Below are 26,588 nucleotides of genomic sequence, written 5' to 3'. Positions count from 1 at the left end.
GTTTTTTCCACTGTTTATTTGAACCATGAAGCTGTTGCCAACTGACCGCTAAGTTACGCGGATGACCTTGTTCCCAGAGCGCAGCGCCTTCCCTCGGTGGAATGAGTACTAAAGCCCGTTTTCTACGAACGGCATCGTGACAGGCTCTTGTGTCGTAAGCACCATCACCTGAGATATTGCGGATTTTGCGATGGATTTGCTTGAGCAAATTCGGCATAACTTTAGCGTCAGTGACACCGGATAAACTCAGTTCCGCTGCAATAATTTCATGGCTATGGGTATCGACAGCGATATGCAGCTTACGCCACACGCGGCGCTTGCCATCTGTGCCATGTTTCTTCACTTTCCACTCACCTTCGCCGTAAACCTTTAAGCCTGGGGAGTCGATAGCCAAGTGCTCGATGATGCCGCGAGTCTTGGTTTTAAAAGCAATATTGACCGTTTTTGCGCGTTTGCTGATGCAAGTGCAATGTGGACACATTAGCGGAATGCCACCCAATTTAAACACCGAGTTAATGAAGCCTTGCAGCGCTCGCACTGGCATAGAGAAAACACGTTTAACCATCAGCGCAGTGGTAATGGCTAAGTCGCTAAATACGCGAGGGCGACCTTTCCCAGGTTGCTCTGCATTGGCCTTCCACTGGGCAATAGCGCCTTCATCAATCCAGAAGGTAAGTGAGCCACGATTGATTAAAGCTTGATTGTATTGCTTCCAGTTGGTTGTTTTATAGCGAGGTTTTGGCACGGTTGAGGGGGTAGTTGATAGGCTGTGTCGATCAGATCAGCGGCTACTGCTTTAGTTCAACCGATTTAGGAAACAAAGCCTACCCTCTTTGATGTAACGGGGTTGTTCTTATTCGCAAGAGCCGATCAGCTGGAGGGCCATTAGTTCAAATTTACCTATCATGAGTTGAGGTTATTTAGTCTTGTCGTGCCTGGCTTATACCGTGGATCAAGGTAATTAAGAGGGAGTCCATTAGACTCCCTCTTATGAGCATGTAAGAGAGTGAATGGGATTAATTCTGAACGACATTGGCAACGTTCAGATTGCCTGTTTGCTGCACATCTATCATATTACCCGTGCCGGACTGAGAGCCGGTGACTAAGTTTCTATTACCGTTTTGTGCGATGTCTAACCGGTTGTCATTGCCATCAACACTAAATGCTGATAATCCGCCAACCCGGTTGCTGTTGCCTGTCTGTGCGATTAAGCTTTGGTTTAAATCGCCATCAACCAAAAGGTCGACTAAGTTTAAGTCGCCCGTTTGAGTCGTTGTGATGTCATTGTCGTTACCAATAGCACTAAAATTGGCGATATTTTGGTCACCGGTTTGCGTTAACGTGGCATCATTTGAATCGCCATCGATAGTAAAGTTAGTCCCGTTATTGTCACCATCCTGGGTAATGTTAATGTCATTGTCATTGCCATCCAGCACCGCAATTAAGCCTGCGCCGACATTATTATTGTTACCATCTTGAAAAATGGTCACATTATTGTCGTCACCTGATGCCATTGAAAGAAGGGCGGCGTTTTGTTGACCTATTTGGTCAACATCGACGTCATTACCACTACCTGTGAGGCTGTATACAATACTTTGGTTATCATTGCCCCGCTGATATACATCCACGTTATTGTTATTTCCATCCAGACCGATGGCGCCGCCAAGGTTATTGTTACCTATTTGCTCAACGGAAACGTCGTTATTGTTCCCGTTATTTAATGAGAATCCAGCGGACAGTAAACCAGCTTGGTTGTTATCTCCAGTTTGTTTGATAACCCCATCATTGCCGTTACCATCCACTTGGAAAGTCGCGAAGTTATTGTTACCAATCTGTTCTGTGGTGGTGCTATTGCTATTGCCGATTTGGTCTACGTCAACAGTGTTATTATCACCGTCTTGGCTCACGTTGTTGTCATTAAAATTGCCGTCTTGTACCACATCAATTTGGTTCCCATCACCCAGGGTAGTTGTGTAACTTTCGTTAACAAAACCATCTTGGTTAGTGGTCACAGTATTTGATATACCATCTACCGCTATCGTTTCTGAGTTTAGTGAGCCATTTTGAGTGCTGGTGATGGTATTGTCATCACCCGTTGAAGTCACTATAACGGCATTGACTGCACCAGATTGAGTTGTCGTGGCGGTTTGTCCTGTTGCGCCTGTGCCTGTCTGAATAATCGCGGTTAGGTTTGCCGAGCCAGATTGTGTGACCGTTGCAGTCTGTAGTGTGCCGGTTTGGGTGACGGTTGCAACTTCTGCTGTCCCTGATTGCGTGATAGTGGCGGTACTTTGGTCCGCCGCATACGCTTGACCTGTGATACCCGCTACAATCGCTAATGCGATAAGTGATTTTTTAGCTAGTTTCATGTGACACTCCTTGTTTAATATTGCTTGTTTAGTATTGCGTAATTGAAATTGCAGCATTATCTGCAATCTGTGTGATGGAAAAATTGTTACTGCCGGTCTGATTCAGTTGAACTAAATTGGCATCACCCCACTGCGTTATTAACGCTGAGTTACTGTTACCTGCTTGCTGCAATTGAACTTCATTCTCAATCCCTACCTGTATAACAATGGCGTTATTGTTATTGCCTTGCTGAATCAGATAAGCACTATTGTCATTACCTGCTTGGAGCACACCTCCAATGTTGATATTTCCTTGTTGAATGAGGGTGATGAGGTTGTCTCTTCCTGAGCGTTCCAGCAATGCTTGTAAGTTAAGAGAAAGTTCTTGGGCATTCACTTGGCCCATGCCGACAAAGCAATAGAACGCGAATCCTAACCAAGCACATATACGATAAGGTAATGTTGACACTGAGTACTCCCTGGCATTTTCATCTAGATTGACAGGATCAATCTGTAGGCGATCGGATTTGTATAAAGTTAGGCTGGATGAATCAGGATGACTATTGGCCGAAAGAGTATTTTTGGGGACTATGGTAACCTTGAGCTTCGCCAAACAAATATTTTGTTAGTTGTTGAAAAATAATGATTTTTAATTTTTGATTGCCGTGTTAGAGGCAAATTTATCTAGTAGTTAAGTCGTAATATGTTGTAGATCTGGTTTAAAGCAGTACAAATAATTTGTGCAAGAAAACCTCCAAGCTCTCGTCCGAAGGTGAGATTTCTTTATTGACATAACTAAGATAGAGCCAGTTTAACCGCAATAAAATAAAGCTCTAGCGGGTTGGAGCGGGACAACCTTTTACGATTTTCAGCTTACGGTCTCAATAATGACTCGTGTGAAGTTTTGAGGAGGTGATTCATTTCCTGCAACTAGTATTCGCTTGCTTCAGTTGATTTACTGAGGATTTTCCTCATTGGATTCCTCTGGAGGTGTTTCGGTTAAAATTTGCGCTTTCCGGTCGGAGAGTTGCTGTATTGCGCTGTTATTGCTTACTGTCAATTCATCGAAGCGAGTGTTGATATCCTTTAGCTTAGCAATATACTCGGGATCATCCTTTTCTCTATTCTGCCAATAGCGATTGCGTTCAAGCTTCTGTAATTCACTGGCTCTCAGTATTTCAAAATAGCTATTTTCCTGCTTGAGGCGATAGATCTCACCGTCGAGTAGTTGGATTAATTTTTCTTTCGAAATTGTTTGTTTGTTCAAGAGTGCTTGAAATGGATCGACTGGGATATCACGTTTATCCGAATCGATTTCGGTGGTGATGCCGAGTTGATACTCAATCTTATGTTGGCTGTATTCCTGTGGGCAGGCGGTTTGGCTAAAGACGACCTTATCGTCCTTGCGACATTTATAGACGGTATTTGCAAGCGCCGATGTCGGGAGTGCTACACAAATTAGAGTCACTATGAGTCTTGCCATTCGACGACAGATCCTTTGTATCCGCAATGATGAATAAAATATCGTATTGGTAATGCGCTAGATTGAAGCAGAGCTTTTTACTCTCTTTAAACTCTAGCAGCTATAAATCCGAGGGGCAGAAATACTTGTTACTTAGCATTAACAACCGTGAATACTATGGCTTAACTCAAAGCATAAAACCAGTTTTTTGACGATGGAATTTTTTTGACACTCTATGGGTTGATGTAAGCTTTGAGCTGGGCTGCTCTCAAACAAAAAAAGGAGCCTAAGCTCCTTTTTAATCAACTTGGATGTATATTTAGCGCTCGAAGCGCAGGTTATCGATAAGACGCGCCTTGCCTAAGTAAGCGGCGGCTAAAATCACCAGTGCTTGGTCCTCAGCCTCGGCATTCGCCAGTGTGGTTGCATGGCGAACTTCCAAGTAATCCGGCGTAAAGCCTGCGGCGATAAGACTCGCTTTAGCTTCAGCTGTGACTTGTTCAATACTCACACCTTGCTTGATGCCTTGCGCCATGGCATCTATGGCTTTTTTCAGCGCAGGCGCAGCGGCTTTTTCTTCCTCAGTCAGGTAGCCATTGCGTGAACTCATGGCTAAGCCTGAGGCTTCACGAATGGTATCCACACCGATAATTTCAATCGGCAGTGACAAGTCTTCAACCATAGTGCGGATCACTAAGAGTTGTTGATAATCCTTGTTGCCAAAGAACGCCACATCGGGCTGCACTATGTTGAACAGTTTGCAGACGACAGTCGCAACGCCACGGAAGTGGCCGGGGCGACTGGCACCACAGAGTACATCGGAAATCCCGGGGGCTTCAACATAGGTTTGCTGCGCCAGCCCTTTGGGGTAAATAATCGCAGGGGTTGGCGTAAATAGCAGCTCGGCACCTGCCGCGGTGAGCGCTTGGCTATCGGCCTCTAAGGTGCGCGGGTAGGCATCGAGATCTTCATTCTGCCCGAACTGCATAGGATTGACGAAGATAGAGACGACCACATGGTCGCACTTCTTCGCGGCTTCTTTCACTAAGGTGATGTGTCCCTGATGGAGATTGCCCATGGTCGGTACAAAGGCGACAGTCTCGCCTTTGGCACGCCATGCCCGCACTTGAGTACGAATGTCATCGATATGGGCGCTAGTGATCATTAACTCTTACCTTGCTAAAACTTGAAATAGTCGTCTGTGTGCTTAGCACTATTTAGTTCAATGAGTGCTAGCACGCTTAGTTAAACGTGTGATCAGCACTTGGGAAGGTGCCATTGGCCACTTCTTCAATATAAGCGCGTACTGCCGAGCGGATTTCGCCCGTTTGTTTGAGGTAGTTCTTTGAAAAACGTGGAATATAACCACTCGAAATACCTAACACATCGTGCATCACCAGAATCTGACCGTCGGTGGTGGCGCCTGCGCCAATGCCGATCACAGGTATAGTTAATGCTTGAGTGATTGCGGTAGCAAGAGACGCAGGAATACATTCAACCACTAACAGTTGTGCACCAGCCGCCTCTAAGGCTTTAGCTTCATCGAGAATGCGCTGGGCATTTTCAGCATCGCGGCCCTGTACCTTAAAACCACCAAAGACGTGTACTGATTGCGGCGTTAGGCCCAAGTGGGCACATACGGGAATGCCGCGCTCGGTCAGTTTAGTGACTGTTTCGAGTAACCAGTGACCGCCTTCGAGCTTGACCATATTGGCGCCGGCCTGCATCAGCGCAGTGGCGTTTTCCATAGCCTGTTCAGGCGTGGCGTAACTCATAAATGGCATGTCGGCGATCAGTAGTGAGCGCTCGATACCGCGACGCACACAACGGGTGTGGTAGGCAATATCGGCTGTCGTGACGGGCAGGGTATCATCGTGGCCTTGCAGAACCATTCCCAAAGAATCGCCGACCAGTAGCACATCGATGCCTTCGCCGTCGAACGCACTGGCAAAGCTGGCATCATAGGCTGTCAGAGCGGTGAATTTTCTACCTTCCTGTTTGTATTTCAACAGGGTTGAGCTAGTAACTTTAGACATATGGGTGATCTTCAAACCAAATGGAAGTGGTGTTATAAGCTAACTGGGGACTGACTTCAATGATCATTGCCCAGTAGTTGTAACTCGGCCAAGAATTTTTCACTGATAAGGCTGCGTAACGGCGTTTTACAGGGCAACACTAGATCGGGTGCAATGGCAGCTAAGGGCACCAGCACAAAACTACGCTCCTTCATGCCATAGTGCGGTACTTTGAGTCTGGGCACATCGATAATGGCATCGTCATATAAGAGTAAGTCGAGATCTAAGGTTCTGGGACCCCAACGTTCTCTACGAACGCGGCCCTGAGTATTTTCAATCTCTTGCAGAGCATCCAACAGGGCGATGGGCGACAGTGTTGTCTCAAAACTGGCAACGGCATTGATATAGTCGGGTTGTACTACGTCACCCATGGGGGCGGAGCAATAATAGGGCGAAACCTTGAGGCTTTGATTGTCAGCTAAGGCGGACAAGGCCGCGACGGCATTGTCCAATTGAGCTGTAGGATCTTCAAGATTTGCCCCTAGGGCGACAAAAACCTGAGTCATTATTCTTCGGCTTTGGCTTTCGCGGCACTGGGTCGGCGGCGACGGCGCTGTGGAGCGTTGCGATTACGATTGCTTGTGGCTTTGTTCCCACTGCGTGCAATGGCTAAACGCTCGGTTTCATCCGCTTCAACAAACTGTTGCCACCAGGCCGCACTCTTAGCGACATTGCCACCTTCGACTTCACCACGTAGCAATAGTAAGTCGTAGGCTGCTCTAAATTTAGGGTGCTCTAATAGTTTAAAGGCGCGCGTGCCTTGGCTGCGATCGAAGCGTAACTGCAATTGCCAGATGTCTTTTGCTGGTGTGCTGAAACGGCGTGGAATGCTAATGGTCTGGCATTGCTGCTCAATCACATCACCCATGGCGGCGAAAAACGCATCATATAAGGTGAGGCCGCTTTCGACCGCGATATCTTCGGCGCGTTGGCGTAGTGGATACCAAAGGATCGCCGCATAGAAGAAGGACGGTGTCACCGGTTTATCTTCGTTTACGCGCGTATCTGTGCTCTTCATGATGGCTTGCACCATCTTCATCGCAGGGCCTTTCGGCGCTTCTTTTAGCTGGGCATCCACTTGTGGGAAGAGCGGCGCGAATAGCTTATATTCCTGCATCATCTCAAAGTTGGCCATAGCCTTGCCTGCGAAGAAGAGTTTCAGTACTTCTTCATACATGCGGGCGGCAGGAATATCCTTGAGCAGTGGTGCTAACTGTTTGATGGGTTTAGCGGTCACTTCATCGATTGCCATGCTGAGCTTAGTGGCAAAACGCACAGCTCTAAGCATACGTACCGGATCTTCACGGTAACGGGTTTCGGGATCGCCGATAAGTCTTAAGGTACCAGCCTTAAGATCTTCCATACCTCCGCCATAGCTGCGGATAGAGTAATCGCTGATATCGTAGTAAAGGGCGTTGACGGTAAAATCGCGGCGCTCTGCGTCTTCGTCGATTTCGCCGTAAACGTTATCCCTGAGCAAACGCCCCTCGGCATTGGCTTTGGAAATCTTTTCATTGCTTTCACCGTGATGACCACGGAAAGTCGCCACTTCAATTACATCGCGGCCAAACACAATATGCGCGAGGCGGAAGCGGCGCCCCACCACTCGGCAATTGCGAAACAGCTTTTTAATTTCTTCCGGCGTCGCATTGGTAACAACGTCGAAGTCTTTCGGTTCGAGTCCGAGGAGTAAATCCCGTACGCCCCCACCGACTAAATAGGCCTGAAAACCTGATTTATTCAATCGATATAATACTTTAAGTGCGTTTTCGCTGATCTGCTTACGGGAAATCGAATGCGCATCCCGAGGCACGAGCGACAAGCTTAAGCCGCCTGAAGTGAGTTCTGGCGTTTGGGGTTCAATCTGAGCTGGAGTCGGAGCGGTCGTTTTAGGCGCGTCTTCAAATAGCTGCTTGCAGAATTGGCTGATACGGCGAAAAATGGGACACCTCGGAATGTATCTGTTATGTGATTAAAAATCTGGCGGCTATGATATACCAATTGCGCTCCGATGGGTATATCGCGATTTTTGCGCTATGCCACGACTTAGCGCTGATAAAATGATGCTTTTTGGCCGAACACTCGCCCATCAGGCCCCTAAGGGGCGATCAGGATTTCCCGTTGTTTAGGGATTGCCGACAATTGAAATTGTGCCACGGCCTGAGCCAGCATTTGTGGCGCTGTTGTGATTTCCACTGGTGCTTGGCCCAAAAAGGCAAGGGCAGCATTGAGACTCGCTTGCGGATGCTGTTTATCGATGGCTTGCGCATGGTTTTGTTTCGATAGCTTAAATCCCGGCGTTAAGCTGGCGAGGGGTAAATGCAACCACTGCGGCGCGCTTAGGCCAAAGGTTTGATACAGGCTCAATTGGCGACAACTGGCTTCGATCAAATCATAGCCCCGTACCACTTCGGTAATGCCTTGATAGGCGTCATCCAGCACTACGGCGAGTTGATAGGCATAAAGTCCATCGCTGCGTTTGATAATAAAATCTTCAGCGGCGAAGGCTTGATCTACAATCACTTTTCCCATCAGATTATCGGTAAACTCGGCCACTTGCGCACGATTCACAATACGAATCGCGCCCGTATGGTGCTTTGTGGCTAATCGATGGCAGCGACCATCGTAAATCCCGCCCATGACTTGAATCTGTTTGCGGCTGCACTGACAAAAATAGGCATTATCCTTTGCGAGTAATTCATCGAGTTTGGCCTGATAGGCCTCGGTGCGAGCACTCTGATACAGCACTGCATCGTCCCACTCGAAGCCGTAGGCTTCTAAGGTACGTAAAATATCATCGGCTGCGCCTGCGACTTCCCTCGGTGGATCAATATCTTCAACGCGAATTAACCACTTCCCACCTAAGGAGCGTGCTCGCAGATAACTGCCAAGGGCGGCGATGAGCGATCCAAAGTGCAGCGCACCTGAAGGCGAAGGGGCAAAACGGCCAACATAGGGACGCAAAGCGGAAGTGTCGGAGGAGTGAGTCGCCATCATAGGAATTTGCAGGAGTTACCAGTCAAAGTGGCTGTATTTTAAAGGGATGCTAACAAAAAAGCGAAGTGAAACAGGGAAGGTAATGCAAGTCGCACAAACAAGTAGGCGGGGAAATCCCCGCCCGAAGATGGCTGATTAACCCGCCATTTGCTTCTCTTTGATCTCCGCAAGCGTTTTACAGTCGATACATTGATCGGCCGTTGGACGCGCTTCGAGACGGCGAATGCCGATTTCGATACCGCAAGAATCGCAGAAGCCAAAATCGTCTTCTTCAATTTTTTGAAGGGTTTTTTCGATCTTCTTGATCAGTTTACGTTCTCTGTCGCGCGCACGTAATTCGAGACTGAACTCTTCTTCCTGTGCTGCACGGTCTACAGGATCGGGAAAGTTTGCGGCTTCATCCTGCATGTGACTCAGAGTACGGTCGACCTCTTCACGCAACTGATTGCGCCAAGCTTCAAGAATTGTCTTGAAGTGACCCAGTTGCTTAGCGTTCATATACTCCTCACCGGGTTTTTCCTGGTAGGGACTTACACCTGCGATAGCGAGTACGCCAAGTTTTTTGGTGCCTTCAGGCATAACGCATCTCCTGTCATCATTTGCGTTTGTAGGGCGTCCTTAAGAACGGCCGCTATCTATATCAGAATCTTTACAACGAGGCAAATTTTTCATTTCACCTTGGCAGAATTTTTTGACTGCCTTCGCTAATTGAAATGAAAAAGCATTTTACTCAATCTTAACATCATACTCGGACTGGACACGATTGGGCTAGATGTATCTCATCGGGGGAGATTTCGCAGCGATAAGCTAACACTTCCACACCAGATAAAATCGCCTTTTTCAATAAGTTAGCATATTCCGGGTCGATATGTGCCGCTGGTGCGACACTCATGATATCGGTATGTTGTACAACAAATAGCAATACGGCCCTGTGCCCTAGGCTCGCCATATGCATTAACTCCCGTAGATGTTTTTGCCCGCGAAGGCTTACTGCATCTGGGAAATAACCTTGACCATCTTCAAGCAAAGTACAACTTTTGACTTCTATATAACAGGCTGGTTTTTGAGCAGCTTCCAGCAGGATATCGATGCGGCTATTTTCATCTCCATACTTCACTTCGCGACTTAAGCTGTCGTAGCCTGTAAGTTCGGTGATGATACCTTTATTAAGCGCTTCCTCGACCAAAGCGTTGGCATTGCCCGAATGAATGCCAATAAGGCCGCCCGTTGGCGTTGTCATTAACTCCCATGTATGGGCATATTTGCGCTTAGGATTGTTTGAGGAAGAAAACCATACGGTTTCACCGGGGAACAAACAGTTACGCATTGAGCCGGTATTGGGACAATGCAGGGTGATTTCACTGCCGTCTTCGAGTTGAACGTCGGCGAGAAAACGTTTGTAGCGCTTGAGTAACTTTCCCGGTTTCAGTGCTGGACTAAAGTGCATGCTATAACCTGTATCTGGGGATTCTGGCGGCCAAGACTAACAAATTTCGCAAATGTTTACAGATTTTACCTAGGTAACTTAGGCCTATGGCTTTCAGTCCTCGGCCGCTGGCAGTAAACTGCCGCCAACCAGGTCGTACTGTATATACCCTAAAAGCTTGAGGATTCTGATACTCGACTCCTTAACTTGTATGGATATAAGAGCAAGAACAAATCAACATAAGGACCCCTCATGAGTGAACTTAAAGTGACTGAAGTGATGAGAGTTGAGTTAACCAAAGATACCCCCGCAGCCCATTGGGGCAAAGCCGATGTGACCTTCAATGCCGAAGGCGCACTAGTCCATTTAGGTGGTGGCGATGAGCTACGTCAAATTCAAATGGCGGCGCGTAAATTACGTAATCAAGGGATTAATAGTGTTGCCTTGGCTGGGTCTCTTTGGGATCTGAATAGCCAATGGGTCTTCGCCCAAGGCTTTGCCACCGCTAAACCAGGTTACAAGATCCAATGGTGCGGCGATGACGCAGTGAAAGCCGAGTTACAGCGTCGCTTCGAAGTGGCGACATTTGCCCGTCAACTGATCAACGATACCCCTGAAAATCTGTCCCCGGTGAAACTGGCGCAGCAAGCGGCCAAATGGTTGGCCGATATCGGTGGCGCTAAGGTCAGCTACCGTATTATTGAAGGCGAAGCCCTATTAGAAGAGCAATGGATTGGAATTCATGCTGTGGGTCGTGGTAGCGAGCGTCCACCTGCGATGTTAGAGCTGGACTTTAATCCCCTGTCTGCCGATGCCCCTGTGTCTGTTGCCTTAGTGGGTAAAGGCATTACCTTCGATTCAGGCGGTTATAGCATTAAAGCCTCCGAAGGCATGTTGGGCATGAAGTGCGATATGGGCGGCGCCGCAACAGTGACTGCCGCTTTAGGTTTAGCGATCAAATCGGGCCTGAATAAACGCGTTAAGTTATTCCTCTGCTGTGCCGAAAATCTTATCAGCGGCCGCGCCTACAAGTTGGGTGATATCCTCACCTACAAAAATGGCGTGACAGTTGAAGTGGTTAACACGGATGCCGAAGGGCGCTTAGTGCTGGCCGATGGTCTGCAAGCGGCTTCTGCGACGGGGGCTCCTTTTATTATCGATGCGGCAACCTTAACTGGCGCAGCCGTCATGGCCGTTGGCTCTAACTACAACGCAATTTTCTCGCCACAGACTGAAATGTTACAACTGGCGCAGCAAAAGGCCTCTACTGTGGCCGAGCGTGTATGGCCATTGCCACTGGATCCTTGGCACAAAGACATGTGTCCATCGGCCTATGCTGACACGGCAAACAGCCGCCCTGTAAAAGGCGGTGGTGCAGGCGGTGCCTCGAATGCGGCTGGCTTCCTGTGGCGTTTCGTTTCGCCAGAAGCGAAATGGTTACACGTCGATTTAGCGGCGGCCTTCGAAGATTCGGCTTCTGCTATGTGGGGCGCTGGTGCGACAACCCATGGCGTACTGACCATCAGTGAACTGATTAAAGACTAAGTTTACTTTTCGACTTAAGCTTACGAGTCAACTCGCTTTTTGATTTAAACCGCCTTCGGGCGGTTTTTTATTGCCTAAAATTGAGGAATAGGATGTACTGACTGTTCATGTGTTTATTTTATGATTCAGCAAGTTAGTTGCTGTTGTGGCTCAAATGATTGTTCGGGAAAGACAATGCTAAGGATACGTAAAGCGACTCTATTAGATGCCAAAGCCTGCTGGGATATCCGTAATGCGGCCATCAATAAAGGCTGCGCTGGATTTTATTCTCAAGATGACTTGCAAATCTGGACACAGGGCGAATTGACAGAGTCCTTCCGTCGCATGGTGGACGCACATTTTTATGTGGCTGAAATCCTTGATGATACAACTCAAGAAGATACTGTGGTTGGCACCATCATGCTGGATGAACCCTATGCCCAGGTCGAGGCATTATTCGTCTCCCCCGACGCTATGGGGCTGGGTGTTGGTAGGTCGCTACTGCAATTTATTGAAGAAAAAGCCTTTAACTTAGGCATCGCCCAACTGCGATTAGAGTCAACCTTAAATGCGGTCAAATTTTATCGCCACTGCGGCTTCGGTGGTGAAGGTCTAGAGGAAGACGCCGTCTATTGCTCGCCCCGCGGTATCGCCTTGGATTGTCGGGTGATGTATAAAAATTTAGGGCGCTTAACTGTTCGCCGTTAACGGAGCACAGATACAATCTGGGCTGATAAAGCTTAGATGTGGGATTAACTGCTAGGACTTTTTTGAAGGGGTTGCTGACATACTTGAGGGAATCAATAGAGCAAGCATGGATGTGGAATTAACAGCAAGATGGGGTTGCTGGCATACCCAAGGGAATCAACAGATCAAGATGGGGGAATTAACTCCCAAGAGTATGCCAACTATCGTTCTTTCGCCTGAAATCCCGATGCCAATAAGATTAACTTCGATGGCTTAAATCAAGCTTAATCTATTGCTCAAAAAGGCTTTATTTGATTAAGACACATCTAAGCTCTATCTCAATTTGCTTGCGGGCTATTCAGCTGCTGGCGTTTTTCCATTAAATCTTTAATCAACGGGGTGAGGATCAGCTCCATTGCGAGGGACATTTTGCCGCCCGGCACCACTAAGGTATTTACCCGCGACATAAAGGAGCCTTGGATCATGCTCAAATAATAGGGGAAGTCGACATTGTTGATGCCGCGAAAACGGATCACCACAAAGCTTTCATCTAGGCTTGGAATATCTTTGGCGCTAAAGGGGTTAGAGGTATCGACCGTCGGCACCCGTTGGAAGTTGATATGGGTACGGGAAAACTGCGGTGTCATATGCTTGATGTAATCGTCCATACTGCGCACAATCGAGCCCATGACTTTTTCGCGGCTATGCCCCCGCTCAGAAGTGTCCCGAATAATCTTTTGGATCCACTCTAAGTTGACGATAGGCACCATGCCGATCAGCAAATCCACATGCTGGGCTACATTGGCATCACCCGTGACCACACCGCCATGTAAGCCTTCGTAATACAACATATCGGTATTTTCAGGCAGTGGACGCCATTGGGTGAAGGTGCCGGGCATTTGGTTAAAGGGCACGGCCTCATCGAAGGTATGTAAATAGCTGCGGGTTTCACCTTGGCCCGTGGCGCCATAATCGCGAAAGCATTGTTCTAGGCGGGCAAAATTATTGGCCTCGGGGCCAAAATAGCTCAGGTTACGATTCTCGGCTTGGGATTTACGGATCATCACTTCCATCTCTGCGCGGGTATAGTGATGAAAACTATCGCCTTCTACAAAGGCGGCGTTGATCCCAAGTTGGCGAAAGATATGACTAAAGGCGGTAGTAGTTGTGGTGGTTCCTGCGCCGGATGAGCCTGTAACTGCAATAATCGGATGTTTTGCTGACATTTTTTCTACCTAGCTAGGAACCTAAAGAGCCGCTCATTGGGAGCGATAAACCGTATAAGCTATTTATACGGCACAGGGATACTGATGGTCAATCTTGCCGTTTTGCCACTTGGTCGGCGTGGCGAATGGCAAAGGATTCATCGTCCTCGCTGTATTCCAAGACGAGTTTTCCTTGTTTAAGTGCTTGTTGGCATTGCACTATTGCGGCTGATAGCTCTTGCTCATCTAGGCTAGTAAAACTACCATCCTCCACTTGGCCTAAAAGATATTCGCGGATCAAATTGGCTAACGTCTCTTTGGGGAGTTGGAGTAAAGCATCGTAGGGGATAAGCATTCGGGTTCCTTAAGGTGCCGATGAAACATCATTGGCGAGTAAAAAGTCTAAAATGCGCCGCTCTAGATAATAGCGTGGCTTCCAAGGTGTACCACCCTCAATAAAACCGACATGGCCGCCATGGGCATGTAATTCATATTCCACATGCTCCGAAAGCTGGCTGGAATGCGGGATAACGGCATCCGTCATAAAGGGATCGTCCTTGGCGTGCAATATCAGCGTGGGTTTGGTGATGCGATTAACAAAGGGTAAGCCGCTGGCGCGGGTGTAGTAATCCTCAACTCCCAAAAATCCATGGAGCGGTGCGGTGACTTTATCGTCAAAGTCATAAAAAGTATTGAGATTAGCAACTTGCATTGGGGTCAATGCCATAGTGCCCGCCAGATCGGGATCATTAAGCTTTTGATTGACCTTGTGTTGTAACTGTTTGATTAAATGACTTTGATACACCTTGGAAAAGCCATTTTCTAAGCGATTGGCGCAGGCCGATAATTGCAGCGGCGCCGACACCACTACGGCTCTACTTAACAGGCTGTGCTCTTGATATTCGCCTTGATATTTGGTCAGTACATTGCCGCCCAAGCTGTAACCCACGGCCAATAAAGGTGATTGCGGATACGTTTGTTGCAGTTGGTTTAGGCTAAACTGCAAATCGTCGGTGTCACCGCTATGGTAACTGCGGGCGAGGCGATTGGTTTCCCCTGAGCAGCTTCTGTGGTGGTGAACCACAGCCGCTAACCCTTGCTCTTTACAGGCTTGCAGAATGCGTCTGGCATAATGGGATTGGGCACTGCCCTCTAACCCATGAATGATTACCACAATAGGTTTGCCGATTTCTGGCCTTGCTTGCCAATCTAAATCGATAAAATCGCCGTCGGGAAGCTCGAGTCGCTGCCGCTCAAGCACAGGTTTGGCCACTTTAGTAAATACGGGCAGAATAGTTTGTACATGGGGACTTTTGGCCCACCAAGGCGGATTAAAAACGTTTGGCATGGGATCTTATCTTGATATCAACTATTGCTGAAAATTAAAACGTGTGTTTAATTTAGATTCGCGGTCATTGTAGCACAATAATTTAACACTAAGCGTCTTGGGGAGACATTGATGAATAGACGTACCTTTTTACTGGGCGCGTTTGCTGGCACGGCGGCGATTGCCTTGGGGGTGAATCTCTACTCTCCCGAATTCAGCCTCCCCGATGAAGGCCAAGGAAAAGACTACCGTTTGTTATTCGGCGTGTTGTTACCTGTGATGCTAGATGGGGCCTTACCCGATGTGGCAACCCATAAATTGGCGGCGCAAAATCGTACCTTAGATGCCATTAAACATTCGATTGATGTCTTGCCCGACGAGCAGCAGACAGAGCTATTCGAACTGCTGGATATGCTGGAAAATCGTCTCGGCTTACTGCTGCTGACCTCAAGTATGACGCCGCTGCTGATGCGCTCTCCTGCCGAATTAACCCAAATGTTAGAGACTTGGCGCCACAGCTATTTTGCGTTATTGCAAACGGCTTATTTAGGCCTGCGGGAATTAGTGATGGCCAGTTATTACGCCTGTCCAGAGCATTGGAGCCGACTCCACTATGCTAAGCCTGAATTGTTCAAATAGGCTGAATTTATAATAATAACAATAATGTAAGAATGGAGTATTCCAAGTGGCAATCATAGATCCCATAGTGACAGGCTTAAATTCCGGTTGGTTACATACCGACGCCAGTCAACTGCAAGAGAACCAGCAATTTGAAGCCGATGTCGTCATTGTGGGCACGGGCGCTGGCGGCGGTGTGGCGGCGGAGATCCTTAGCCAAGCTGGACTCAGTGTGATCATGATTGAAGCGGGGCCGCTTAAATCCTCCAGCGACTTTAATATGGAGGAGCGGGTCGCTTACCCTAATTTGTATCAACAGGCGGCCGCGATGAAAACCGCCGATAAGGCGATTGGTATTTTTCAAGGTCGCGCCGTGGGAGGCTCGACTACCATCAATTGGACCACCTCGATTCGTACCCCGAAGGAAGCCTTAGCTTTTTGGGCACAACATAAATCCGTTGCGGGTCTCGACCCCGAAGCCCTTACCCTTTGGTTCGAGCAGATGGAGCAGCGGCTTAATATTCATGAATGGAATTATGAACCTAACCGCAATAATGGCGCCCTCAAGCAAGGCTGTATCAACCTAGGTTGGGATTACACCGTCATTAAGCGCAATGTGGCGGGTTGTTGGAATACCGGCTATTGCGGCATGGGCTGCCCCGTTAATGCTAAACAGTCGATGTTAGTCACGACTATCCCGACTGCATTAGAGAAGGGCGCGCAGCTTTTTAGTCGTACCAAAGTCGTTAAGATTGAACACCATAATGGCCAAGTGTTTGCCCTCAAGGCGCAGGCGCTCGATGTTAATTTACGGCCGACGTCGGTCGAGCTGTTATTCAAAGCCAAACACTATATTTTAAGTGCTGGCGCTATCCATACGCCGACCTTAATGATGCGCTCCGAGGTGCCCGATCCCTATCAGCTGTTGGGCAAGCGTACCTTTTTACATCCCACAGTGCTCTCGGGTGGCGTATTTGCCGATGCGATTAATGCACATAGCGGTGCGCCACAATCTATCTATTCCGATGAATTTGTGTGGAAAAACGGTGCTGATGGCGAGTTAGGCTACAAGCTTGAAGTGCCGCCGGTGCATCCGATTTTGATCGCCTCTAAAACCTTAGGTTACGGCGTGAGCCATGCCGAATTGATGGCGCAGTTTAATCAGCTACAGGTCACAATCGCCTTGATCCGCGATGGTTATCATCCCGAGAGCCAGGGTGGGCAAGTGCATCTTACCTCGACGGGATTTACCTTGGATTATCCGTTAACCGAGGCCTTTTGGCGGGCGGCGCGGCGGGCGTATGCCAGCATGGCCGAATTGCAATTCTCGGCGGGGGCATTAAAAGTATTGCCCATCAGTGATGGTATGCCGTATCTGTCGTCATGGAAGGAGGCGAAAGAGAGCATTGCGCAGATGGACTTAGCGCCGCTAAAGACTGTGGTCGCGTCGGCCCATGTGATGGGCGGCTGTCCCTTCGGTGAGGATGAAAAGCTTTCTATGGTCAATAGTTATGGTCAGTCACATTATTTGGATAATCTGTCGGTAATGGATGGTTCTATCTTCCCGACAAGCTTAGGATCCAATCCGCAGCTGTCGATTTATGGCATCACAGCGCGTAATGCTACGGCGCTAGCGCAAAAGCTCACCGATGGCCGAGAGCCACAATAGTTTGGAGTCTCTATGCAATCTGTAGAATCGTTGGAAGGCGGCTGTTTATGTGGGGCGATTCGTTATCGGATTGAGGGTAAACCCTTCGACGCCGATTATTGCCATTGCCGCATGTGCCAAAAAAGCATTGGGGCCGTGTTTGGCGCTTGGATGGATTTTAAGGTGCAACAGGTGACTTGGCTTAAGGGGCAAGTGACTGAGTTTGCCTCATCAGAGTTTGTAAGACGTGGATTTTGCACTCAATGTGGCTGCTCGCTTACCTACAGGCACACTGAGTATCCCGATTATCTCACCTTAACGATCGCAAGCTTAGATGATCCGAATCTCGTGCTGCCCAATTACCATATTTATACCGCCGAGCAGCCGAGATGGCTCAAGATTGAGGATAACTGCCAGCGTTATCCTCAAGCTCGCACTAAGTAAGCTAACATTCGGTCTATTAAGGCGCGATAAAATTCAGAGAATTTACATCCGCAGCGGATAGGCCAAACAAGGCGAGGTAATTGACGAGATTGGTTTGAGTGCCAGTTGGCGATAAGCCATTGACGGCATTTAGAATCGTTCGCTGCGCCTTACGTTCCATCATCAGCTCAACATCGAGCATCTGCTGATATTCTTCTTCGTTCAGGCTGGCTTTCGCGAGGCGGCGCAGACGGCGATAGGGGGTGAGAAACTTTTCATCCCAATCGCTGACCGCATTCATTAGTTGTTGCCATTGCTCGCTCGAATACACCCGCGGACCCGCCACATCGTTGGTGAGGTCTAGATACTGCGCCAGCAGCAAGAGATTCACATTCACTTGGCAGTTATCCTGTAGCTCAAGGCAAAGTTGCTTATTTTGCCCGTAGCTCATATCACACCAATGCCAAATTTGACTGTCTAGCGGGGTTGTATCCGACATACGGCTTCCTTGTACGTTAGGCTAACGAGGCGATTATTGACCCGTCAGCTCAAGTTCCATTGCATCAATTTCTTCTTGCAGCTCAAGCCATTGCATTTCACTTTCTTCCAGCGTTTGTGTCAAGCTGGTGCGCTCACTAAGTACCGAAGTGAGTTTGGCTTTATTGTCCTGATCGTAGAGCTCGCTATCGGCCAGCAGATGCTCCAACTCGGCGAGGCGTTCACTGAGCTTTTGCTGTTCGGTTTCAAGCTTTGCCTGCTTACGTTTAAGTGGAGACACCTTTTGGCGCAGCTCTGCCTCTAACCGTTTTTGCTGTTTCTTATCGACTGCGGGCTTAGCATCGTCGCCGTTGGCTGCGGGATTAGCACTGGCAGCCTTAGCTGCATCGAGCAACCATTGATGGTAATCCTCTAAATCGCCATCGAATGCCTGCACTTGGCCTTGGTCAACCAGATAGTAATCGCTACAGGTTAACCGCAGTAAGTGACGGTCGTGCGATACGATAACCATGGCGCCTTCAAAGGTTTGCAATGCCATAGTAAGCGCATGGCGCATCTCTAAATCTAAGTGGTTGGTCGGTTCGTCGAGTAGTAACAGGTTAGGGCGCTGCCACACTAATAAGGCCAACACTAAACGCGCTTTCTCGCCCCCCGAGAAGGGACGAACCGGCGAGAGCGCCATATCGCCATGGAAGCCAAAACCACCAAGGAAGTTACGTAATTCCTGTTCACGGGCATTTGGCGCGAGGCGCACTAGATGTTGCAGCGGCGTATCGTCTAAGCGTAAAAATTCGATTTGGTGCTGGGCAAAGTAACCGATATTGAGGCCGGGATTCGGCTCATACAATCCGGTCATCGGTGACAGTTGTCCCGATAACAGTTTGATCAGTGTCGATTTACCCGCGCCGTTGCGCCCTAATAGGCCAATACGGGCGCCGGGGACTAAGTTCAAATGCACACGGCTTAAGATTTGCTTGTCGCCATAACCCACCGCCACTTGCTCCATTTTAATCAATGGATTGGGCAGGGCTTCTGGAGGGCGAAACTCCATATAAAACGGGCTATCGGCTTGGGATGGCAACAGCTCAGTCATCCGCTCCAGCGCCTTTAAGCGGCTCTGCGCTTGCTTAGCTTTACTGGCCTTGTAGCGGAAGCGGTCAACGAAGGACTGCATATGCGCCCGTTCTTTTTGCTGGCGCTCATAGGCGACCTGTTGCTGCGCCATACGTTCGGCACGGATGCGCTCAAAGGCACTGTAGTTGCCTTTGTAATAATTGAGTTTTTGATTCTCGACATGGACGATTTCATCGACAATCTCGTCGATAAAATCCCTATCGTGGCTGATTAGAATCAGCGTGCCTTGATAGGACTTAATCCACCCTTCGAGCCAGTACATGGTATCTAAGTCTAAGTGGTTGGTCGGTTCATCGAGCAGCAGTAAGTCGGAGCGGCACAGCAGCGCTTGGGCAAGGTTGAGGCGCATCCGCCAACCACCCGAAAAGCTTTTCACTGGGTTGTTTTGCTCGGCTTCACTAAAGCCTAAACCTGCCAGCAAGGCACCTGCGCGGGCGCGAATGGCGTAGCCGCCAATGGCATCGATTTTTCCGTGCAGGGTGGCAATGGCATGGCCATCATTGTGTTCCTGCGCGATATGTAAATCGGCCTCAAGCTGGCGATATTCTTTATCACCATCAAGTACATACTCAAGTGCAGAGACTTCCAGCGCGGGCGTTTCTTGAGCTACGGTGGCGATTTGCCAACCCGAAGGCATACTAAACTCGCCTTTGTCTAAGCTCAGGTGACCCATAATTAATGCCAGCAGTGAGGACTTACCCGTGCCATTGGCGCCGACTAGGCCGACCTTATGGCCGGGATAGATGGTCAAAGAGGCTTCGTCGAGCAGGGTTTTGCTGCCACGGATTAATTGCGCTTGGTTGATGCTGATCATTAACTACAACTTGGTCATATCATGAATGAGTAAGGGCTGTGATGATAGCGTACAAGCCGATGGCAAACCACAACTTAGGCCGAGTTGCTGAGGATTTCTTACACTTTTTACTGCATCTTTTTGGTGAATGTTGTGGCGGCTTTTGTGGGGCTCTTTGGATGAGTGCCAATGCGAGTGTGCGGCCGATTTGGCAAATCCTTCTTGAGTGAATCTCGCAAGGCGCCAACGCTTGCTCATATCTTATGGCATCACAACTTGGTTTAAAGGCTGGCAATAGCTGGGCACTGTGGCAAAATAGCGGCCAATTTCAGGCTCACGCTTTCGGTTTCTCAAGCGAAGCGTGGTCATCTTCTGATCCAACTGAGCTGGTCTGTGCATAAAGGTATTAGCATGACAACCAAAATCAAAAAGCGCTTCGTAGCTGGCGCAAAATGCCCTAAATGTGGCGCCAAGGACAGCATTCTGCTGTTTAAAGAAAACGGTATCGAAACCGTAGAATGCACCGACTGTGATTACCGCGAACAACAAACCGATGTCAAAGTCACCGAAAAAGCTACAGGTGCCGTGATTGGGGTGTTTAAGCCTGACTAATAGTGCTTAGCATGGCTGTTTTATTCGTTAAATTTAGTCACTAAAAGATTTAAATCTGTGCCGTGTCGATTGGCAATATTACTCCAGTGACACGCCATAAACTCATCCCTGAGGGCTCGACGGTGGCATCCATGCCACCAACGGTCACTTCCGTAAAAATTGCCAATGCTAACTAGCCTTCTCGCAGCTCGTTCTACTAAAAGCTATTTGCCCATTCCGTGTTTCGGCTCGTTAGCTCAATCGACCATTCCTACTCCTGTTGCCATACAAATTCTTATCTATTTACTATGTTTGGCCTTACCAGAAATCGACTAACAATGTATGGGTATACAGCCGTATTTAAATTTAGGTTTTTTGGTATGATTTTCAGACAAAATCAGTGCGCACTAATTCCACCCGAAATAAATAAAACTCTTTAAAATCAGGTGAATATAGTAGCTGAATTTTAGTTAATAGGTTTGGAAAACGCGCATGCGCGTTTTTCCAGATGGTGTATTTTATAAAAAGCTGATAACTTCTGCATAAACAGATAGTTAACCGTGCGCGTTTTCACTAGTCCAATGAGGTAAACGCGCATGCGCACGAATAAAATGTTGAACTAAGACGTTATGCATCTTGAGGAATACGAGTGTCTACAATATTTGCTTTCGTAAAATTGTTTGAAAACAAAGATTATGCACAAGCTTTTGTGAGCGGAAAACTGTTCATGAATACCATTCGATCCTTCAAAGAGTATGAGGACGAGGCTGGTGAGTTGCGTGGCGATGAATACGAAGGAATTGTTGCACTTTACCAACCAGAGAAGTTAGGTGAAATAAATTTTGGTGAGCATACTATTCCAGCATCCGATTTAGCTGCACCAATAGTCATGCATGGCAATCATTTGCTAGATCACAATGTTTTCTGCATATACTCACTTAATAGCAGAGGTCACGACACTGTATCAGCTGAAACCTTATCTGATTTCAAGCGCACGCTTGAGCTTCATGATTCATGCTTTGGGCTAGGAAATTACTGTGTGGCTATTCTGAATGCTTCGCAATTTATTGAGCGCTGTCAGTCTGCAATAGAAAAGCTAAACGTCAATGGCAATCTTGGCTTGGTCGATTATTTCAATGAGCATGAATTCCACGGAAACATGCCAAGTGACAAGCTCGGATATCAAAAGCGAAGCATGTTCTCTCATCAGCGCGAATATAGAGTAAAAATTGATTTGAATCGCCCTGAATCAGGCCCGTACATCTTAGACGTAGGTGATTTAAGCGATATTGCTGTAATTACCACACCAAAAGAGTTCAATGAGCAATTAGAGCTGAAACTACCGGATGGTAGCAATGCATAACAAAGCGCTGCTGTCGGACAAATTTTTCGCTGCGCTCCAAATTTGCCGCAGAGCGCGGCGTTAGCCCTAGTTTTGAATTAAGAACTGTTTTCAAGGAGCATTACAATGGAAAACAAGCAATCTTCACCAGATTTTCGTTTTAAGCCTTTTATTTATGGATTTGCGTTTGGTGTGGCCATAATGGCGGTTGCTTGGTATATCGTTTAGCTTACCTCGCTATAAATTAACTTTTAATGGTGGCTAACAAGCGCCATCAAAAACGCGCCCTTTGCTCGCGTAAAGGTTAAGGAGTTAAACATGAGTCTAGAATGTCAAATTCTGCTTGATGCTGGGTTAAGTGATAGTACAGCGAAATATTATATTTCGGACAACGGGCGAGATTTTGTTATTGAAGTCGCGCAGAATGAAAAGCTTATCGAAGCTCTGGACACTATAAATTTAAAGGGATTGGCCACAACAATTCCGTTAGCTCAACGTGCTGTTAATAGCACCGGTACGCCAGAGCTAAAGGTCCAAGATTTTAAAATCTATCCAGCGCCAAGAAACAAAACTGTACGCAATGGTATTCATAGTTACGTTTTTATTTATGCGCCAAAGCGGCCCTAACAAGCGCCTTAAACATTGCGGCCGCTGGACTCGCAACAAGTTGCTCGCCGTTTAGGCGTGCGTTATCTCAATAGAAGTTTTAACCCGAAATTAGGAAATAATAGTCAGGAATCTAACTCTCTTTTGTCCCATCTTTAGATGACAAAACGGTTGTATGGATGTGAATTGCCATTGAAGCGCCAGTGACCGTTGGCGACATGGATGTCGCCGTCGAGCCCTCATGGAAGAGTTTATGGCGTGTCACTGGAGAGACAATGGCAATTTCTTTTGCCCTAGTGATAAACACTTCACACGCTTTTTCACAAACGCCTTATTTCGAGAAGTATCGTGTAAGCAAGTCATAACGCCCTTTACTCAATTCCAAACCATTCTATTTTATCGAAAAATCTAAGCGTGATTTCGCGTTATTCTTTTGCAAATTTCCTTGTTATTCTGCCTCCATCAGCATTGCCACTGTTTCACTCTGTCACTTTTAACCCAAGTGATCGTGAGTACACAGGTTAATGCCTTACGAGTTAGGAGCATAAAATGAAAGTCTTAAGTCAGTTTTCTGCTAAGCCTGCGATGGATGGCGACGGGGTGAATATTCGCCGTGTGGCGGACTTTATCACTACCCATTTTGATCCGTTTTTGATGATGGATGAGATTAAATCCGATGATAAACAGGATTTTATTGGTGGTTTTCCGCCGCATCCGCACCGTGGAATGGAGACCTTTACCTACATCCGTAAGGGTGGGTTTGAGCATCGCGATCAGATGGGCAATGTCAAAGCGATTCGTGCTGGCGATGTGCAGTGGATGAGCACGGGTTACGGCGTGGTGCATTCCGAAATGCCTCTGGCCGATGCGCTTAATGGTCTGCATGGCTTCCAAATTTGGGTCAATATGCCTGCCAAGGACAAACTGCGCCCCGCGACTTATCAAGATACGGCTTCAACCCCAAGTGTTGAAACCTCGAACGACACAGGCGCAACCCTTAAAGCCTTAGCGGGGGATTGGGCATTTGCGGGTAAGAGCGTGCTCAGTGCCACCATTCAAGGATTAGCGGGCGAAGCGGCGATTGCCGACTTGATGATTAACGCCAATGGTGAGGCGCAGCTCGATTTATCCAAGCATGAGTTTGCCGCCCTCTATCTTTACCAAGGTGGCTTGAGTAAAGGCGAAGGCTCACAGTGGTCATTCAATGAAGGCCAGTTTTTAGTGCTCGATAGCCAAACACCATTGCAGCTTAAGGCCGATGAACGCGGTGCGGGCATGTTACTGTTTGTGGGTAAACCGATTCGCGAAAAAATCGTTCAAATGGGGCCGTTTGTGATGAACACCCAAGCGGAAATTCAGCAGGCGATTCGCGATTATCAAGAGGGCCGCTTTGGCAGCATAGCCTAAGGCTTCCTTGCTTTAAATCTTGAATCCTCGCTTGAAAAACACCGCTGGTACAAAGCTTGTTTTTCCGTAAGTCACACCCACTAAGCCCTGCAAACGCAGGGCTTTTTGTTAGTGCACTTCGTATCTATCAGATACTTCAAAGCAGGCAATAAAGCCTGCTTTGGTGGTTAAGCGAAAGACTTCAGGAAAAGGGCGCGCTTTATTGCTACAATAGCCGAGCTTTGGGATGGTGCGGATAAGACTGAGCACGGCAAGTTGCCTACTTAGCCTTTATTGCGCGAATGGCATGGCTATTTAAAGGGCTAATTTAAAGGCTTAGTTAACTTAACCGCCAGACATAAAGGCCTAAACAAATGGCTAAACGCCCCGAAGCGATAAGCGTATTTAATCAGTAACACTATGCAATTTCAGTGACTTGCCTGAGTTTATGCCAGCGCGGGTTACCCACCACAGGATATTCGCCTTGAGCAATTCAGACACTCAGCCTTCAATGGCTTTCTCGACTCTTAAGCTAAAACCCGAACTGCTTGAGAACCTTACCACTATGGGCTATCACGAAATGACGCCGATTCAGGCGCAGAGTCTGCCAGCCATTTTAGCGGGCGAGGATGTGATTGGTCAGGGCAAGACTGGTTCGGGTAAAACGGCGGCCTTCGGTTTAGGTCTGCTGAACAAGTTAGACGTGAAGCGTTTTCGCATTCAAACCTTAGTGCTGTGTCCAACCCGCGAACTGGCTGACCAAGTGGCGCAGGAGATCCGCACATTGGCACGTGGTATCCACAACGTAAAAGTGCTCACCCTTTGCGGCGGCGTGCCCATGGGGCCGCAAATCGGTTCGCTCGAGCATGGCGCCCACATTATCGTCGGTACGCCGGGACGGATTGTCGATCACTTAGAGCGTAACCGTTTAGACCTAAGCAACCTGAATATGCTCGTGCTGGACGAAGCCGACCGTATGCTAGAAATGGGCTTCCAACCCCAGCTCGATGCGATTATCGAGCAGTCGCCACGTGAGCGCCAAACGTTGCTGTTTAGTGCGACCTTCCCCGAGCAGATTCAGTCGATTGCTAAGCAAATTATGTATGACCCTGTGATGGTGAAAGTGGCTGTGACCCATGAAAAGAGCACCATCGAGCAGCATTTCTACCACTTGGATGACGACAAGGCGCGCATGCAGGCGCTGCAATTATTGCTGCTGGATCGTAAGCCTGAGAGCGCTGTGGTGTTTTGTAATACCAAGCGCGAAACCCAAAAAGTGGCCGATGAACTCAGCGATGCTGGCTTTAGCGTTATCGCCCTACACGGCGATTTAGAACAGCGTGACCGGGATGAAACCCTGCTGCAATTTGCTAACAAGAGTGCCTGTGTGTTGGTGGCAACCGACGTGGCCGCCCGTGGCCTCGATATCGACGCGCTGGACGCGGTATTTAACTATCACGTTGCTTACGATACCGAAGTGCATATTCACCGTATTGGCCGTACCGGCCGTGCGGGCAGTAAGGGCGCGGCTTTTACCTTCTTTGACGATCAAGATGGCTACAAAATTGCGTTATTAGAAGAGTACTTAGAGCGCGATATTCAGAGCGAAGCCTTACCATCATTAAGCTTGCTGGGCACTGCGCCCAATGCACCAACCATGATCACCCTGCAAATCGATGGCGGTAAAAAAGAGAAGCTTCGCCCAGGCGATATCCTCGGTGCCCTCACTGGGGAGAATGGTATCGAAGGCTCGCAGGTCGGCAAAATCCTTGTGACCGATTATCGCGCCTATGTGGCGGTGAATCGCAAAGTCGCTAAAAAGGCGCTGAGCAAAATCACCAGCGGCCGCATTAAGGGTAAGTCCTACCGCGCGTGGTTAATGAAATAAACCGTTATCGCGTAAACAAAAAAGCGAAGCCAAATGGCTTCGCTTTTTTGTTTTTACAGCATTTAGGCTGATAGTGCCTTGTCTTAATCCGAGTGCTTGGCCGTAACTAGCAACGCTTGGTACTACTGCGTTTGTATCAAGGTGATTTTCCTATTTATCAATCACATAGTCACTGGCATCTTTGGGTCATGGGATGATTAGGGCTTAACTGCAATAGATCCCAGCGGTTGCCATAGAGGTCTTCAAACACGGCGACTGTGCCGTAATCCTGCTCCTGTGGCTCGCGAATAAAGCGGATCCCAATGGACTGCATATAGTGATAATCACGCCAAAAATCATCGGTATTTAAGAACAGAAACACACGACCACCGGCCTGATTACCGATAAATGGTGTTTGCTCAGATTTAGAGGCCTTGGCTAACAGTAAGGCGGTGCCATGGGAATTGGGCGGCGCTACCACGACCCAACGTTTATCTTGCTCGGGTTGATAGCTGTCTTCAATCAACTCGAATTTGAGTTTATTGACATAAAAATCGATCGCCTCATCGTAATCTCTTACGACGAGTGCGATATGGACAATCGCCTGTTTCATCTAGGTTTCTCGACTTTT

General features: G+C 48.1%; 27 protein-coding genes. 10 read left to right on the top strand and 17 right to left on the bottom strand.

The annotated features are described in order from the left end of the window. The 11 genes from ACK5NH_RS10855 to sfsA all read right to left on the bottom strand — a co-directional run. Positions 1 to 745 (bottom strand): IS5 family transposase (locus ACK5NH_RS10855; protein ID WP_416920012.1); only part of this gene is annotated, 745 nt, incomplete at its 3' end. A 271-nt stretch (positions 746 to 1,016) separates the two neighbouring features. After that, complete coding sequence (locus ACK5NH_RS10850) at positions 1,017 to 2,369, bottom strand: beta strand repeat-containing protein (RefSeq protein WP_416920010.1); 1,353 nt, start codon at positions 2,367 to 2,369, stop codon at positions 1,017 to 1,019. Between the two features lie 28 nt (positions 2,370 to 2,397). Continuing rightward, positions 2,398 to 2,817 carry a curlin gene (locus tag ACK5NH_RS10845; protein WP_416920008.1) on the bottom strand — a complete coding sequence of 140 codons (420 nt, stop codon included), beginning with the start codon at positions 2,815 to 2,817 and terminating at the stop codon, positions 2,398 to 2,400. A gap of 486 nt (positions 2,818 to 3,303) precedes the next feature. Next, entirely contained in the window at positions 3,304 to 3,831 is a 528-nt protein-coding gene (locus ACK5NH_RS10840) for a DUF4124 domain-containing protein (RefSeq protein ID WP_416920006.1), read from the bottom strand. 298 nt (positions 3,832 to 4,129) lie between these two features. Next, positions 4,130 to 4,975: a pantoate--beta-alanine ligase gene (panC, locus tag ACK5NH_RS10835; RefSeq protein ID WP_416920004.1), complete on the bottom strand. Its 846-nt coding sequence runs from the start codon at positions 4,973 to 4,975 to the stop codon at positions 4,130 to 4,132. A 76-nt stretch (positions 4,976 to 5,051) separates the two neighbouring features. Continuing rightward, the gene (gene panB / locus ACK5NH_RS10830; protein WP_416920002.1) at positions 5,052 to 5,846 is read right to left on the bottom strand and encodes a 3-methyl-2-oxobutanoate hydroxymethyltransferase; all 795 of its coding nucleotides are present in this window, start codon (positions 5,844 to 5,846) and stop codon (positions 5,052 to 5,054) included. A 56-nt stretch (positions 5,847 to 5,902) separates the two neighbouring features. Next, positions 5,903 to 6,391: a 2-amino-4-hydroxy-6-hydroxymethyldihydropteridine diphosphokinase gene (gene folK, locus ACK5NH_RS10825; RefSeq protein WP_416920000.1), complete on the bottom strand. Its 489-nt coding sequence runs from the start codon at positions 6,389 to 6,391 to the stop codon at positions 5,903 to 5,905. Next, positions 6,391 to 7,698: a polynucleotide adenylyltransferase PcnB gene (locus ACK5NH_RS10820; protein ID WP_416920024.1), complete on the bottom strand. Its 1,308-nt coding sequence runs from the start codon at positions 7,696 to 7,698 to the stop codon at positions 6,391 to 6,393. The genes folK and ACK5NH_RS10820 overlap by 1 nt, the downstream gene beginning before the upstream one ends. Positions 7,699 to 7,982: 284 nt before the next feature. Then, entirely contained in the window at positions 7,983 to 8,879 is an 897-nt protein-coding gene (gene gluQRS / locus ACK5NH_RS10815) for a tRNA glutamyl-Q(34) synthetase GluQRS (protein ID WP_416920022.1), read from the bottom strand. A gap of 138 nt (positions 8,880 to 9,017) precedes the next feature. Further along, the gene (gene dksA, locus ACK5NH_RS10810; RefSeq protein WP_007644947.1) at positions 9,018 to 9,461 is read right to left on the bottom strand and encodes an RNA polymerase-binding protein DksA; all 444 of its coding nucleotides are present in this window, start codon (positions 9,459 to 9,461) and stop codon (positions 9,018 to 9,020) included. Between the two features lie 163 nt (positions 9,462 to 9,624). Beyond that, positions 9,625 to 10,329, bottom strand: coding sequence for a DNA/RNA nuclease SfsA (gene sfsA, locus ACK5NH_RS10805; protein WP_416919998.1), 705 nt, complete (start codon positions 10,327 to 10,329; stop codon positions 9,625 to 9,627). A gap of 231 nt (positions 10,330 to 10,560) precedes the next feature. Between sfsA and pepB the strand changes: the two genes are divergently transcribed. Together pepB and ACK5NH_RS10795 are read left to right on the top strand one after the other, a co-directional pair. Then, positions 10,561 to 11,853 (top strand): aminopeptidase PepB, encoded by a 1,293-nt coding sequence (gene pepB, locus ACK5NH_RS10800; protein ID WP_416919996.1) that lies wholly within the window; start codon positions 10,561 to 10,563, stop codon positions 11,851 to 11,853. A gap of 174 nt (positions 11,854 to 12,027) precedes the next feature. Next, on the top strand, positions 12,028 to 12,540 hold the full coding sequence (locus tag ACK5NH_RS10795) for a GNAT family N-acetyltransferase (RefSeq protein ID WP_416919994.1): 513 nt from the start codon (positions 12,028 to 12,030) through the stop codon (positions 12,538 to 12,540). Between the two features lie 317 nt (positions 12,541 to 12,857). Here ACK5NH_RS10795 and ACK5NH_RS10790 read toward each other — a convergent pair whose 3' ends face one another. The 3 genes from ACK5NH_RS10790 to ACK5NH_RS10780 form a co-directional block, all read right to left on the bottom strand. Beyond that, positions 12,858 to 13,745, bottom strand: coding sequence for a phosphoribulokinase (locus tag ACK5NH_RS10790; RefSeq protein WP_011071167.1), 888 nt, complete (start codon positions 13,743 to 13,745; stop codon positions 12,858 to 12,860). An 88-nt stretch (positions 13,746 to 13,833) separates the two neighbouring features. Next, positions 13,834 to 14,079: a YheU family protein gene (locus tag ACK5NH_RS10785; RefSeq protein ID WP_011621531.1), complete on the bottom strand. Its 246-nt coding sequence runs from the start codon at positions 14,077 to 14,079 to the stop codon at positions 13,834 to 13,836. A 9-nt stretch (positions 14,080 to 14,088) separates the two neighbouring features. After that, the gene (locus ACK5NH_RS10780) at positions 14,089 to 15,072 is read right to left on the bottom strand and encodes a hydrolase (protein ID WP_416919991.1); all 984 of its coding nucleotides are present in this window, start codon (positions 15,070 to 15,072) and stop codon (positions 14,089 to 14,091) included. 111 nt (positions 15,073 to 15,183) lie between these two features. Here ACK5NH_RS10780 and ACK5NH_RS10775 point away from each other — a divergent pair, with 111 nt between their 5' ends. Genes ACK5NH_RS10775 through ACK5NH_RS10765 form a run of 3 tightly spaced genes read left to right on the top strand, consistent with a single transcriptional unit; the run spans position 15,184 to position 17,761 of the window. After that, a complete protein-coding gene (locus ACK5NH_RS10775; RefSeq protein WP_416919989.1) occupies positions 15,184 to 15,690 on the top strand; it encodes a TAT leader-containing periplasmic protein in 507 nt (168 codons plus the stop codon). A 46-nt stretch (positions 15,691 to 15,736) separates the two neighbouring features. Next, a complete protein-coding gene (locus ACK5NH_RS10770) occupies positions 15,737 to 17,338 on the top strand; it encodes a GMC family oxidoreductase N-terminal domain-containing protein (protein ID WP_416919987.1) in 1,602 nt (533 codons plus the stop codon). 12 nt (positions 17,339 to 17,350) lie between these two features. After that, positions 17,351 to 17,761, top strand: a complete 411-nt coding sequence (locus tag ACK5NH_RS10765) for a GFA family protein (RefSeq protein ID WP_416919985.1) — start codon at positions 17,351 to 17,353, stop codon at positions 17,759 to 17,761. Between the two features lie 16 nt (positions 17,762 to 17,777). On the opposite strand, the gene ACK5NH_RS10760 is transcribed toward ACK5NH_RS10765, so the two are convergent. Then, positions 17,778 to 18,239, bottom strand: coding sequence for a TIGR02444 family protein (locus ACK5NH_RS10760; RefSeq protein WP_416919983.1), 462 nt, complete (start codon positions 18,237 to 18,239; stop codon positions 17,778 to 17,780). A gap of 33 nt (positions 18,240 to 18,272) precedes the next feature. After that, entirely contained in the window at positions 18,273 to 20,186 is a 1,914-nt protein-coding gene (locus tag ACK5NH_RS10755; RefSeq protein ID WP_416919981.1) for an ABC transporter ATP-binding protein, read from the bottom strand. Between the two features lie 390 nt (positions 20,187 to 20,576). Here ACK5NH_RS10755 and ACK5NH_RS10750 point away from each other — a divergent pair, with 390 nt between their 5' ends. The 5 genes from ACK5NH_RS10750 (at position 20,577) to dbpA (ending at position 25,978) form a co-directional block, all read left to right on the top strand. Then, positions 20,577 to 20,777, top strand: coding sequence for a YheV family putative zinc ribbon protein (locus ACK5NH_RS10750; protein ID WP_011621538.1), 201 nt, complete (start codon positions 20,577 to 20,579; stop codon positions 20,775 to 20,777). Positions 20,778 to 21,405: 628 nt separating this feature from the next. Further along, on the top strand, positions 21,406 to 22,119 hold the full coding sequence (locus ACK5NH_RS10745; RefSeq protein WP_416919979.1) for a hypothetical protein: 714 nt from the start codon (positions 21,406 to 21,408) through the stop codon (positions 22,117 to 22,119). A 297-nt stretch (positions 22,120 to 22,416) separates the two neighbouring features. Further along, positions 22,417 to 22,725 carry a hypothetical protein gene (locus tag ACK5NH_RS10740; RefSeq protein WP_416919977.1) on the top strand — a complete coding sequence of 103 codons (309 nt, stop codon included), beginning with the start codon at positions 22,417 to 22,419 and terminating at the stop codon, positions 22,723 to 22,725. A gap of 528 nt (positions 22,726 to 23,253) precedes the next feature. Further along, on the top strand, positions 23,254 to 24,111 hold the full coding sequence (locus ACK5NH_RS10735) for a pirin family protein (protein WP_416919975.1): 858 nt from the start codon (positions 23,254 to 23,256) through the stop codon (positions 24,109 to 24,111). A 490-nt stretch (positions 24,112 to 24,601) separates the two neighbouring features. Continuing rightward, the gene (gene dbpA, locus ACK5NH_RS10730) at positions 24,602 to 25,978 is read left to right on the top strand and encodes an ATP-dependent RNA helicase DbpA (RefSeq protein WP_023266948.1); all 1,377 of its coding nucleotides are present in this window, start codon (positions 24,602 to 24,604) and stop codon (positions 25,976 to 25,978) included. 169 nt (positions 25,979 to 26,147) lie between these two features. On the opposite strand, the gene ACK5NH_RS10725 is transcribed toward dbpA, so the two are convergent. Beyond that, the gene (locus ACK5NH_RS10725) at positions 26,148 to 26,570 is read right to left on the bottom strand and encodes a VOC family protein (RefSeq protein ID WP_416919973.1); all 423 of its coding nucleotides are present in this window, start codon (positions 26,568 to 26,570) and stop codon (positions 26,148 to 26,150) included. Positions 26,571 to 26,588: the final 18 nt, after the last annotated feature.

This window comes from Shewanella sp. (assembly GCF_047975355.1).
In the GTDB taxonomy this organism is placed as follows: Bacteria; Pseudomonadota; Gammaproteobacteria; order Enterobacterales; family Shewanellaceae; genus Shewanella.
Note: the sequence above shows the minus strand (reverse complement) of the source record. Positions and strands in the feature narration are given on the sequence as shown.

Coding starts and splice junctions, on each gene's coding strand:
- ACK5NH_RS10735 (WP_416919975.1), top strand. CDS start 23,254: ATGAAAGTCTTAAGTCAGTTTTCTGCTAAGCCTGCGATGGATGGCGAC.
- gluQRS (WP_416920022.1), bottom strand. CDS start 8,879: ATGGCGACTCACTCCTCCGACACTTCCGCTTTGCGTCCCTATGTTGGC.
- ACK5NH_RS10795 (WP_416919994.1), top strand. CDS start 12,028: ATGCTAAGGATACGTAAAGCGACTCTATTAGATGCCAAAGCCTGCTGG.
- sfsA (WP_416919998.1), bottom strand. CDS start 10,329: ATGCACTTTAGTCCAGCACTGAAACCGGGAAAGTTACTCAAGCGCTAC.
- ACK5NH_RS10840 (WP_416920006.1), bottom strand. CDS start 3,831: ATGGCAAGACTCATAGTGACTCTAATTTGTGTAGCACTCCCGACATCG.
- ACK5NH_RS10780 (WP_416919991.1), bottom strand. CDS start 15,072: ATGCCAAACGTTTTTAATCCGCCTTGGTGGGCCAAAAGTCCCCATGTA.
- ACK5NH_RS10725 (WP_416919973.1), bottom strand. CDS start 26,570: ATGAAACAGGCGATTGTCCATATCGCACTCGTCGTAAGAGATTACGAT.
- dksA (WP_007644947.1), bottom strand. CDS start 9,461: ATGCCTGAAGGCACCAAAAAACTTGGCGTACTCGCTATCGCAGGTGTA.
- panC (WP_416920004.1), bottom strand. CDS start 4,975: ATGATCACTAGCGCCCATATCGATGACATTCGTACTCAAGTGCGGGCA.
- ACK5NH_RS10785 (WP_011621531.1), bottom strand. CDS start 14,079: ATGCTTATCCCCTACGATGCTTTACTCCAACTCCCCAAAGAGACGTTA.
- ACK5NH_RS10760 (WP_416919983.1), bottom strand. CDS start 18,239: ATGTCGGATACAACCCCGCTAGACAGTCAAATTTGGCATTGGTGTGAT.
- ACK5NH_RS10765 (WP_416919985.1), top strand. CDS start 17,351: ATGCAATCTGTAGAATCGTTGGAAGGCGGCTGTTTATGTGGGGCGATT.
- pepB (WP_416919996.1), top strand. CDS start 10,561: ATGAGTGAACTTAAAGTGACTGAAGTGATGAGAGTTGAGTTAACCAAA.
- folK (WP_416920000.1), bottom strand. CDS start 6,391: ATGACTCAGGTTTTTGTCGCCCTAGGGGCAAATCTTGAAGATCCTACA.
- ACK5NH_RS10775 (WP_416919989.1), top strand. CDS start 15,184: ATGAATAGACGTACCTTTTTACTGGGCGCGTTTGCTGGCACGGCGGCG.
- panB (WP_416920002.1), bottom strand. CDS start 5,846: ATGTCTAAAGTTACTAGCTCAACCCTGTTGAAATACAAACAGGAAGGT.
- dbpA (WP_023266948.1), top strand. CDS start 24,602: ATGGCTTTCTCGACTCTTAAGCTAAAACCCGAACTGCTTGAGAACCTT.
- ACK5NH_RS10740 (WP_416919977.1), top strand. CDS start 22,417: ATGAGTCTAGAATGTCAAATTCTGCTTGATGCTGGGTTAAGTGATAGT.
- ACK5NH_RS10755 (WP_416919981.1), bottom strand. CDS start 20,186: ATGATCAGCATCAACCAAGCGCAATTAATCCGTGGCAGCAAAACCCTG.
- ACK5NH_RS10790 (WP_011071167.1), bottom strand. CDS start 13,745: ATGTCAGCAAAACATCCGATTATTGCAGTTACAGGCTCATCCGGCGCA.
- ACK5NH_RS10850 (WP_416920010.1), bottom strand. CDS start 2,369: ATGAAACTAGCTAAAAAATCACTTATCGCATTAGCGATTGTAGCGGGT.
- ACK5NH_RS10750 (WP_011621538.1), top strand. CDS start 20,577: ATGACAACCAAAATCAAAAAGCGCTTCGTAGCTGGCGCAAAATGCCCT.